The organism is Paenibacillus sp. FSL R5-0345 (assembly GCF_000758585.1).
Taxonomy (GTDB): domain Bacteria; phylum Bacillota; class Bacilli; order Paenibacillales; family Paenibacillaceae; genus Paenibacillus_AQ.
The window spans coordinates 2,113,403-2,125,941 of the sequence record NZ_CP009281.1 but is presented as its reverse complement, the minus strand read 5'-3'; the positions used below and the strand labels follow the sequence as shown (position 1 = coordinate 2,125,941).

Below are 12,539 nucleotides of genomic sequence, written 5' to 3'. Positions count from 1 at the left end.
AGATTCATTTATTTTACCTCAGGAATGTATTGCTCTCCACCCATTTGCTGTTTCTCAAAGGAATGGTTCATACTAGCTTCCTGAATGTGTCCGTACGCCCAGTGTTTATCACTGACGTCTTTCCACTTCTGCTGTGCTCCAAGCAATGGGCCTCTGCCCAAAAGTCTGTTAATAATCACAACAGCTTCTGCACGAGTTAATGTCTGATTCGGACGGAATGTTCCATCCAAATATCCGTTAATGATCCCAGCTGCTTTGGCCGCATCAATCGCATTTTTTGCCCAATGCCCACTACTAATGTCTTTAAAGCTGCTGGTCCCACTTTGAGCCTTATCCAGCAAGCGCTCTACAATGATAGCCATTTCTGCACGAGTAATTAGCTGATTCGGCTTAAAGCTGCCATCTTCATACCCCTTCATTAACCCTTGTGCTGTAACTACACTAATAGACTGCAAAGCCCAATAAGTTGTATTTACATCTTTATAAGCTGAGGTAGCCTGTGCTTCATTCTTACCCCATAGCCTTGCCAAAATCGTTGCCATTTCCGCACGGGTAATCATTCGTTCCGGGTTGAAGCTGCCATCCGCATAGCCTAAAATATATCCTTTATGTGATTCATGAACTACATTTGGATTGTTAGGCTGTTCCTTATCCGTGCCACTATTGTTAGTAGGATTACTGATTGTAGTGCCACCAGGCGTGTTCGTTCCTCCCGGAATATTCTCATGATTCGACTGAGGAGAGAAACTCACGATTTGAAAACGACTGAACTTCGAAATCTCAAATTGGATCCCTGTTGCTACGCCGTTCTCATATTGTATAGTTCCTGATACCAGCTCTGTCGTACCATCCGTATGTTCAATGAACACCTTCAAAGCGTCTAGGAAAGCTTGTCTATTCTCAGTTGGAATAGTAATTCCACTTAATGGGAGAACAACCTTCGTGTTAAAACCACCAAAGTTTGTTTCGATCTTTCTTGGCAGACCCAGTAAGTTTATCTGATTCCCAGCAGCTGCTAACGTAACCTTAGGGTCAGTATTCGCTGCTTTTTTAGCCTCACTATCCTCTTGTGCATTCTTAACCGGTACAATTCTGAAATAAAGATCTGTACCCTTAACTGCAGCGTCTTTTAAAGCTTCCTGACTCAACTTTACAGAACCTTCATCGGTAAAGATATTCATACCCGCATTTCTGTCAGCCAGTGCCGAAACAGCTGCAGCCGGAATCTCTACGGCAATCTCATCTGCCTTATCATCTGCTTGCTGCTTAATCTCAACAGTTAGCGTACGGTTGTTAATATCTCCATCCTGAGGATTAAAAGAATTCGTCAGACTTTCTACTTTTGACGGATCAACGATAACAGTATCAATCTTAACCTGATTGCTGAGCGTTGTTCTGAGAATGTTCAGACTCTCCGTGTGAATCATGTCATTTGCGTTTGCCTTTACATCAGCCGTTCTTCCGCTCTCTTGGCGTGTATTTTCTTTTTCCTTCACTATGTTCTTGTTAGTAACTACCAGAAGGAAACTCTTAGTGATTTTGGCGGTACCCTTAGAGATCGTAGCGGTAACTATTACATTCTTATCACCCACTTCAGGTCTGTTCACGGTACCCTGTTCCTCACCATCTTTGCTGGATAGCTTAAGAACATCGATATTGGTCGAGGTCCATGTAATCTTCGTTCCATGTTTTCCTGTACCAAGCAACAAGAATTCATTTGTAACTGACTCCCAAGTATCTCCATCCGAGAATTTAAAAGCCTTATCTACCCCTAATGCTTTAGCAGCATCTCTAACAGCATCCTCATCTGACATTCTGACAACAGTCATAATAAATACCTTAGTACGCTTCTCGCCAGTCTCTTTGTCAAGAATTGTTGCGGTTAAAGTGACCTCGATATCACCCTCATCAGGTCCAGGCTGAACTACCTTACCCGTTGTACTAACCACATCAGGTTTACTTGATGCCCAAGTGATTGATGTATTTCCCGAAGCACCTTTTTCAGTCAAATATATCGTTTTGGTCACATGCTTCGCATGATCCCCTGCACCATAGATAATATCCAACTTATTATAATCATTTATTAGGTGACTTAAGGATGGCTTCGTGGCATCTAATGGGAACGGATCATCTTTATCGTTGATTCCATCGTGATCGCTATCGGGATGCTTCGGATTCGTTCCAAGCACGATTTCCTCTTCATCCGTCAGACCATCGTTATCATCATCTGGATCTAGACTGTCTGGAATTCCGTCTCCGTCTGTATCCAGCTCACCATTTACTGTTCCTGGTTTCGCTGCATCCGTTGGGAACGGATCGTCTTTATCGTTGATTCCATCATGATCGCTATCAGGATGCTTTGGATTCGTTCCAAGCACGATTTCTTGTTCATCCGTCAGACCATCGTTATCATCATCTGGATCTAGGCTATCTGGAATTACGTCTCCATCCGTATCTAACTCACCATTTACTGTTCCTGGCTTCGCAGCATCCGTTGGGAATGGATCATCCTTATCGTTGATTCCGTCTCCGTCCGTATCTGCCTTCTTCGGATCTGTGCCGAGCACGATTTCCTGCTCATCCGTCAGACCATCGTTATCATCATCTGGATCTAGGCTATCTGGAATACCATCGCCGTCTGTGTCCAGTTCGCCGCCTCCGTTACCCGGCTTTGTCGCATCCAATGGGAACGGATCATCTTTATCGTTGATTCCATCATGATCGCTATCAGGATGCTTCGGATTCGTTCCAAGCACGATTTCTTGTTCATCCGTCAGACCATCGTTATCATCATCTGGATCTAGACTGTCTGGAATTCCGTCTCCGTCCGTATCTAACTCACCATTTACTGTTCCTGGCTTCGCGGCATCCGTTGGGAATGGATCATCCTTATCGTTGATTCCGTCTCCGTCCGTATCTGCCTTCTTCGGATCTGTGCCGAGCACGATTTCCTGCTCATCCGTCAGACCATCGTTATCATCATCTGGATCTAGGCTATCTGGAATACCATCGCCGTCTGTGTCCAGTTCGCCGCCTCCGTTACCCGGCTTTGTCGCATCCAATGGGAACGGATCGTCTTTATCGTTGATTCCATCATGATCTGTATCTGGATGCTTCGGATTCGTTCCAAGCACGATTTCCTCTTCATCCGTCAGACCATCGTTATCATCATCTGGATCTAAACTGTCCGGAATGCCATCGCCATCTGTATCCAGCTCACCATTTACTGTTCCTGGTTTCGCTGCATCTGTCGGGAATGGATCATCCTTATCGTTAATTCCGTCGCCATCCGTATCTGCCTTCTTCGGATCTGTGCCGAGCACGATTTCCTGCTCATCCGTCAGACCGTCGTTATCATCATCTGGATCTAGGCTATCTGGAATACCATCGCCGTCTGTGTCCAGTTCGCCGCCTCCGTTACCCGGCTTTGTCGCATCCAATGGGAACGGATCGTCTTTATCGTTGATTCCATCATGATCGCTATCGGGATGCTTCGGATTCGTTCCAAGCACGATTTCCTCTTCATCCGTCAGACCATCGTTATCATCATCTGGATCTAGACTGTCTGGAATTCCGTCTCCGTCTGTATCTAACTCACCATTTACTGTTCCTGGCTTCGCAGCATCCGTTGGGAATGGATCATCCTTATCGTTGATTCCGTCTCCGTCCGTATCTGCCTTCTTCGGATCTGTGCCGAGCACGATTTCCTGCTCATCCGTCAGACCATCGTTATCATCATCTGGATCTAGGCTATCTGGAATACCATCTCCGTCTGTATCCAGTTCGCCACCGTTACCTGGCTTCGTCGTATCCAATGGGAACGGATCGTCTTTATCGTTGATTCCATCATGATCTGTATCAGGATGCTTCGGATTCGTTCCAAGCACAATTTCCTCTTCATCCGTCAGACCATCGTTATCATCATCTGGATCTAAACTGTCCGGAATGCCATCGCCATCTGTATCCAGCTCACCATTTACTGTTCCTGGTTTCGCTGCATCTGTCGGGAATGGATCATCCTTATCGTTAATTCCGTCGCCATCCGTATCTGCCTTCTTCGGATCTGTGCCGAGCACGATTTCCTGCTCATCCGTCAGACCGTCGTTATCATCATCTGGATCTAGGCTATCTGGAATACCATCTCCGTCTGTATCCAGTTCGCCACCGTTACCTGGCTTCGTCGGGTCGGTTGGGAATGGATCTAAGCTATCTGGAATACCGTCCCCATCCGTATCTGGTTCAGTCGTAAACGTCCAAGTTGCTTTATCCGTAATTCCAGCGTACTTGTTACCCGCAGCATCCTTAAATGCTCCAGCCGCAACAAGGACATAATATTCTGTACTTGGTTGTAAATAACCCACTTTCACACCGTTACCAGGGGTTACAATCATTGGATTAAAGGTTACGCTGTTACCCGATAAGTTGACGCCCATAGCACCTGTTTCGAAGCTGTACACAACACTATCGTCAGATTTCTTGCGAATTTCAATTTTTTTACCCCACACATCTTGAACAGCTGAGCTGAATGTCAGCTTCAAATTTGTATCCGCTGCTACATTCGTAGCCCCTTTTACTGGCGAATAAGCTGTAGCTGTAAGATCCGTCTTTTCTGGAGCTAATCCTGTCGTGAAGTTCCAAGTGGTCTTATCCGTAATTCCTGCAAAAGCGTTACCTTTCGCATCCTTTATTGCTCCGGTATCAACCTGTACATAATATTTCGTATTATAGTCCATATATTTTCCGTCATGATCTGACAGCATCAAATAAGGATTGATCGTCACTGTTTTGCCCGAGACGCTAACACGGGTTATATCGCCCATATCGAATGTATAAATCACGCTGTTATCTAGCTCTTTTTTGAGTACTACATTTTTGCCCGCTACTCCTTGTACATCTTTACTAAATGTAAGCTTCAAACTGGAGTCCACCCCAACATTTGTTGCCTCATCAGCAGGCGATAGTGTCGTTACAGTTGGTAGTGTGGTGTCCGGTTTGGCTACCATTTCAAAGACCCATGTATTTTCTGCTACTTCCTTACCTACCGCAGGTGACCCTGAGAAATATCTATATTCCACAAAACCATATAGGCCTTCATAGCTGTTTCCTGCTAAATCTACCAAAGCACCTTGATCAATGGTTACATAGTATTCTCGACCATAATCCAATTTGGTCTGTTTAATCGTTAATACGTTCCCTGTGATTGTTACTTTATTAGTATCATCAATAGCAATCAATTCTACCTCTTCAGGAGGTTGAGATTCATAATAATTCTCAGAATACGAAGCACTACCCGGTGACATGATCCTAATATATTTATCTTCCCCCGCTACTGCCTTGACTTTCTCGCTGAATGTGACAGTGAGTTCCGTGTTCAGAGGTACTTTTGTTGCATTAATAGCAGGTGCCAGAGAGGTTACTGTTGGAGCAGTTTCATCTGGCGCCACTGTTGTGAAGTTCCATTTCGTCTTGTCAGTGATACCCGCATAGCTATTACCTGCGAGATCTTGAACGGCTCCAGCTTCAATCTGCACGTAGTACCCAGTACCATACGCGAAATCGGTAGCAGGCTTAACCGTTATTTTGTCTCCAGATACGGTAACTTTCGTAGGATCACTTGCTGTTATCGTCTCTATAACACTATCATCTGTCTTGTTAAGAATCTTGATCGTTTTACCAGTCACCTTGACATTTTCGCTGAACGCCAATACGAGGTTGGTATTCACCGGAACATCCTTAGCATCATTCGCAGGAGTCAATCCCACTACCGTTGGCGCGAGTGTATCCGCTGGAGCTCCGGTTTTGAAATACCACGGAGCTGTGCCAATCTCCATTAGTACATTATTAATATACTGTACCGAAGTGACCATCCCACCATAATCATTATTGAAGGTATCTTGGAAAGCTCCACTATCCATGGTCACATAATAATATTTATTGTTTGCCATGTTTTTTGCTGGATTGATCGTAACTTTATTGCCTGAAATCGTCACTTTTGTAGTATCACTCGTGGAAATCTTTTCGAACTCGACAGCCTCTGTATAATTGTTAGATGATCCATCCGAGAACATTGTTCCCGGTACCATAATCCTTATAAATTTCCCCCTGCCCGCATGTACATTTTCACTAAAAGTTAGAGTCAAATTAGCATCTGTTGCTACATTCGATTCTTTCTTCGCAGGAGAGAACTCTGTTGCTAAAGGTGCAGTGGTATCACTACTGGCGCCAGTTTTGAAATCCCATATCTCAGCACCCGTGAAGCCAACCGGCACATGAACTTGGCCATCAAGAATCTCTATCTCCCCATACAATCCCTCATAGATATTTCCTGCTGAATCCTTAAACGCACCCGGGTCGATCTTTACGAAATAATTCGTTTTATAATCTAGGTCAGCAGCTGGGTTAATCTTTACTACATTGTTCGAAATCGTCACTTTACTTGCATCATCAGCGGCGATCGTCTCTATTTTGGTTGAGTTTGCAAGCACCTCCGGATATTCGGAACCACTGGCGTTAGAAGTAACTTGTGGTTTCCAAATCGATATATTTTTACCCGCAACGGCCTTTACACCTTCATTAAAGGTCAACGTAAGGTCTGAGTTGACCTTCACATTCTGCTCGTTTTTTTCAGGAGAATATGTGGAAACTATCGGCGCTTCTGTATCCTCTGGACCACCACTATTCCCAGGGTCTGTATTAACAGCTACAGCAACAGGAACCATGAAGGTACCTACCATAAAAGGTCCTGAGCTGAGATTTATAGTTTGTATTACTGTATTTTTTGTTGTGTCTATTACACTCATAGTTGAAGCACCATAATTAACCGTAAATGCTTGACTCCCATCTTTGGAGAGACCAATTACATAAGGATTAAAACCAACAGGAATTGTAGCTTCCACCTGATTCGTTATTGCATTGACAACAGAAACCGAATTACTAAAAGCATTAGCTACATAAACCTTACTCCCATCCGGACTGACTTCTGTTGCGTGAGGAGCTTCACCAACAGGAATGGTAGCCTCCACTTTATTCGTTACTGTATCGATCACAGCCATGGTATTGTTCCCTTTACCTGCTACGTAGATCTTTGAACCCTCGGAATTTACTGACAGGCCATAGGATGAACTTGCTAATGAAATTCCAGAAATCACAGTATCACTATTAATATCAATTAAAGAAACTTCATTGTCAGAATCGTAGGATAAGTACAGCTTTTCTCCAATCACGACCATTGCGACTGGGTTAGAATTTACAGATATCGAATTTATCACGCTCAAAGTAGCTGTATCGATCACCGAAAGGGAGTTACTGGAGTAATTAGCCACATAAGCTTTACTGCCATCTGAATTAAATGCAACGCCATGAGGCCACGAGCCCACTGCAATGGTTGAAATCACAGTGTCAGTGGATGGATCTATAACAGAAACAGTCCCATCCGCTCTGTTAGTTACAAAGACCTGGGTCTTATTCGGATTAATGGCGGCGCTATTCGGCTCATTTCCCACCTTGATCTTCGCCTTTTCCACCGCTAAATTCGTTAAATCTACTACATCCACTACACCACTCGAAAAACTTGTAACATACGCCTTTTGAAATACCGAAGTCGTATCCTTATCAGCAGTGTCTGCATAAGCCAACTCTCCCCCTCTAATAAATAGTGACGAGCATATGTTGACCAGTAATACAAATAATAGAATGCTTATAGCTTTCTTGGACCTGACTAATCGAAGCACACTCTCAACTTCTTTCCTATGTATTTTATTACTCCCATGTTTAGGAAATCATATCAACCCTAACTCACCAAAATCTCACAAATTGTCGCGTAATGCCGAAAAATACAAAAAAAGCAGTGAGATTTCTCCCTCTGCTTTCCTTTTTTATTAATATTTCAAACTAGATATGCAGCTACACGCTCTTTAAACTCTGCTGAAGGGACCAGCCCCAGCTCAGTACGATAAGCCCCCTCGAATTTCTCATAAAGTCGTGCAATCTTTTCTTTATTTCCGAGTTTGGCATAAACATCAATCATTTGCTGGTTCATTTCTTCATGCAGCGGATATAAGCTTAAGAACTTTTCTAGTCGTTGCTCCGCTTTATGCCAGTCCTGAGCAGCACAATCATTGTCTACCAGCAAACGAGTGCATGTTGTGAAAAACTTGCAATACGCTTCCTCCAGCGATATCTTCCATAGATAAGGCTTTCCGTCCAGCAGAGGCCCCTGATATAAGTTACTGAGCCGCTCCATTTGCGTAGTGTTCTGTTGTCCTTCCGCTATTTCTAAATGAAATCTTTGATACTCAAGCGCATCATAGCTTTCGTTTCCGGTCTCCAGCATATAACCATCGTTCATTTTGCGGATTTCCATACCGAAGTCCTTTTCCTTCAGCATTTTCTTCAAGAGGTATATCGTATTATACAGATTGGATGCCCCTCTCTCATCCTGCATATCCGGCCACAATAAATCCATTATCTTCCACTTACTGATATAACGACCAGCATTACATAGGAAATAGGCGAATAATTCCTCTGCTCTACGTGTTCGAAAATGAATAGGCTTCCCTTCTGAATCACATACTTCGAATCCACCGAAACAGCGGATCATTGGCTCCGTTTTCTTAGGCTCTTGTATCACCGCCGGTCTCATTCGTTTGACAAGTCGTTCAGTGACCCTATGGATTGCTTCGGGTGTGATCGGCTTAAGAATATAATCCAGTGCACTTACTTCGAACGCTTCCAGTGCATAATTTTTGTAGGCGGTAGTAAATACAATTTCCGGTTGATGCATCAGCTTCTGAATTCTGCTTGCCAGCTCAATCCCGTTCATCCTTGGCATTTCAACATCTATAAACACAACGTCCGGTTGTAAATCAGGTATACACTCCAGTGCCTCCAATGGATTAGAAAAGGCCCCGCTAATGGTATAATCTGAATTACGACCGATCAGTACCTTCATCAAATTCAAAATCGGCTTCTCATCTTCAACAATCACTACACGAATCATCGTGCTTCTCCCTCCATGCTCCCAAGGCTTGCTGGTAAATACATCGTAACTTTGGTTCCGAACCCAAGGTCGGAATGAATGGTAAGGGTGGCTCCGGGGATAGCGCCTATACGCTTTCGAATGTTATGGATACCGATGCTGCCATCTAGCTGCCCGTCTCCGGTTAATTGATATAGCAGATCATCTGGAATACCTATACCATCATCTTCGATGATAACTTTCATATAGTTACCGCCTGCTTGAACCGTGAGCGAAACTCTGCCCTGACCCTCTTTTTCAAACAACCCATGTCTGATCGCATTTTCGACAAACGGCTGAATACATAAGGAAGGAATCTCAACAGAACGTAGACCCTCATCCATTTTAAAAATAAAATCGAACCGCTCTCCAAACCGAGCTTTTTCGATCTCCACATAAGCTTGAATCAATTCTAACTCCCGGTGTAACGGAACAACTAAAGTGGACCGATCCATATCGAGAATATAACGAATGTATTGACTTAGCATGGATAACAAATAAGCGGCTTTCTCTCCATCTGTATAACAGAAAGAGATTACACTACTCAGTGCGTTATACAGAAAATGAGGCTTAATTTGTGCTTGATGAAAAGCATACTCATTTCGTATCGCTTCCTGTATCGATGTTTTCATAGCAATCAGCGTCTGAATTCTCGCCATCAGTGTCTCGCCATCAAATGGCTTAGTGATATAATCATTCGCCCCAGCCCTGAAGCCAAGCGCTATATCCGTTGGTGCGTCCTTAACTGTAGCAAACAGAATAGGTAAATCCAGAATGGAGTAACGTACCCGTAATGTTCTACATAGCTCAATTCCTGAAATACCCGGCATCATGACATCTAATATGACTAGATCCACATTCGGGTATTGCTCCATTTTGTCTATTGCTTCATTCGCTGAAAACGCAGTAATTACATTATAATGATGCCGTCTTAAAATGTTCAGCAGAATATGGATATTAGATGCTTCATCATCCACAATTAGGATTGTATATCCGCTTTGATCTACAATATCAAGCGAGGTCTGCTCAAAATGCGCGTGCTGTCCCGCCCCTGTAGCTGCTGCTTCGAGGTAGCCTGGAATCCGCTCTATTTTGGGCAATGTGAAGATCATTCGAGTGCCTTGGCCAATCTCAGACCAATCTACCCTAATCTCACCACCCATCCGTTCGATGAGCTTCCGGCTAATGTACAAACCAACGCCCATTCCTGTGTAGCCATCTTGCGGAAGAGGTTTATCGACCTGTTCAAAATATTCGAATATGGCCGTATGCATATCGGGGGATATCCCAGTTCCTGTATCTTCCACCGCGACAGTCACCGTATTTCCCTCTACATAAGCTTTTATCTGAATTAATCCTTCATCCGTATGCTTGATCGCATTGTGAACTAAATTGTACATTACCTGTCTTAGTCGGCTATCATCTGCAAGCACCCAAACATCGGGTTCCACCTGATTATCTAATCTCACCGATTTTCCCGCAAGTTCAAACTGCAACACATCAAATACAATTTGGGAAGCCACTCTTAGATCAACCACTGTCTGCTGTAATCGTAATTCTCCATGCTTCAAAAGACTAACATCAATCAAATCCTGAATAAGCATAGACAGCTTCGTAGAAGTGTCCTTAATCAACCAAAGATTCTGTTTCTGTATCGGATACAGATTATCTTCGCCATCTTCTAATAAAAAGGATGTCATATTCATAATGCCATGCAATGGGGTTTTGATCTCATGAGATGTGTTCATCAGAAATTCATCTTTAAGCTGATTCGAGACTAGCAGCTGACGGGACAGCGTTTCCGTCTTGTCGTAAGCGTTGGAGAATCGTACAGCTAACATAATATTGAAGAAAACAATAAAACCAATCACTCCGCACTTACCCAACAAATCGGTCTGCAGAGCATTTTCAGAATAGAGACTTACATCAATGAAAAAAATCAGGAGTGAAATCGCACCGCCAATGAACAAAAACAATTCTTTTCGATCCGTCGTTTGGCTCTGACTGCGAACATATAAATAGATCATTCTCACAATAATTGTGATCATAACGACTCCAAGATAAGTAACAAATACATATTTCATACGAATGTGCACATCATACGGCAGTACCAAAACCGAAAACAAGTAAAAGACAAATGGAGATAACACGATCCTCATCCTCTTACTTGACATCAACCTAGACTCCACCGAGCAGTAAAACATAATAATGATGATTGACCCAACAAACTGGCTTATTTCCAACATCTTATAGGTTGATTCAAAAGGGAAATGGGGTAATAACTGTTGAAATATCTTCTCTCCATATAGAGAATTATTCATAGAAAGAATAAGCAAATATAAACCGCTGAGCAAATAGGCTTTTTCTCTACGCCCGACAAAATAGAAGCTGAGATGGTAAGCACCAAACATCCCCAGAATCAGAATAATTCCAATGTCAGTGCCGATCTGAATACTGTTCACTTTTGTAATATCGGCTTGTGCGCCCAGTGGGATTGAATTCACGATCCCCCCAGTGATAAAGTTGAAATTAGAGACTTGAATTAATATTTCTATCTCTCGGTTATTAGATTGAAAAAATACCGTATACGGAGTATTCCCAGGCTTAAATGACTCACTTTGTGTTGAAGGAACCCCGTTCTCTCCCTCTTGCTTCCCATTGATAAATAACTTTTGAGACATGCGTATACTTCGTATTTTTAGACCAAGGATCTCATCCGAATCTTGGACTAACACTTTAAGTCGATAGGTGCCAGCACCCTTTCTGTCCATCCCATCTTCTAAGCCCTTACCTTTCCATGTGCCTGGGACAGAAAGATATGTAGATTTCTTATTACTGCTTTGCTGAATCTCAGAGGGACTCAGTAATTCATTCTCATAAAACTCCCATTCTCCGTCTAGATCAACTAGTCCTTGTTCCTCAAAATCCCACTTCGACAAATCCAATACGCCCTGCTTGGCCACCGGGGTTACTTGACCCTGAATTGTTGGGGAAATAATACTTACTAATAGGGAAATCGCGAGGATAAAAAACAGCCCCATCCCGACTATTCCCCGATATTTCATCGTCCTCAACCTTCAGGCTCCTCTCTATGCGAGTAATTCTACTATCCTACCCCACTGCTCTCACAAAAATCTCTCAAGTTCCTGATTGTTAGTCGCTTCCAATCACTCTCATAAATTGTTACCATTACTCAGTATAATCGGCACTCAGATAAGCGTCTATCTAAGACTATTTGTACCGGATGGATAGAAGCTGACAAAATAGAAAATTGCAATCGCCATTCTTCGATTTGAGCGAGCATCCGTCCGGGCACAACGGCTTCCCAAACCTCTCCTTCCAGATCCTTAGTCAATTCCTTAATCGTTCCTTGATGTAGTAACTCCCCTCGTCCCATCATAAGCACCTACTTGGCGATATGATCAACGTCGGATATGATATGAGCAGATAAAATTACGATACGCTTATTTATATTAGAATCCATAATTTCCATATAAAAAAGCCACCCAGAACACGGTTCTGA

General features: G+C 43.2%; 4 protein-coding genes. All 4 read right to left on the bottom strand.

Annotated elements, in window-relative coordinates; all coding sequences use genetic code 11:
- Nucleotides 1–8: 8 nt before the first annotated feature.
- Entirely contained in the window at nt 9–7,634 is a 7,626-nt protein-coding gene (locus tag R50345_RS30210) for an Ig-like domain-containing protein (protein ID WP_052414533.1), read from the bottom strand.
- Between the two features lie 251 nt (nt 7,635–7,885).
- Nucleotides 7,886–8,998: a response regulator gene (locus R50345_RS09150; protein ID WP_042125914.1), complete on the bottom strand. Its 1,113-nt coding sequence runs from the start codon at nt 8,996–8,998 to the stop codon at nt 7,886–7,888.
- On the bottom strand, nt 8,995–12,081 hold the full coding sequence (locus R50345_RS09145) for a hybrid sensor histidine kinase/response regulator (RefSeq protein WP_042125912.1): 3,087 nt from the start codon (nt 12,079–12,081) through the stop codon (nt 8,995–8,997). Before R50345_RS09145 ends, R50345_RS09150 begins: the two co-directional genes overlap by 4 nt.
- 128 nt (nt 12,082–12,209) lie before the next feature.
- Nucleotides 12,210–12,416, bottom strand: coding sequence for a hypothetical protein (locus R50345_RS31240; protein ID WP_156114764.1), 207 nt, complete (start codon nt 12,414–12,416; stop codon nt 12,210–12,212).
- Nucleotides 12,417–12,539: the final 123 nt, after the last annotated feature.

Excerpts from the sequence above, each read along its gene's own strand:
- R50345_RS09145 (WP_042125912.1), bottom strand. The coding sequence starts at position 12,081 with ATGAAATATCGGGGAATAGTCGGGATGGGGCTGTTTTTTATCCTCGCG.
- R50345_RS31240 (WP_156114764.1), bottom strand. The coding sequence starts at position 12,416 with ATGATGGGACGAGGGGAGTTACTACATCAAGGAACGATTAAGGAATTG.
- R50345_RS09150 (WP_042125914.1), bottom strand. The coding sequence starts at position 8,998 with ATGATTCGTGTAGTGATTGTTGAAGATGAGAAGCCGATTTTGAATTTG.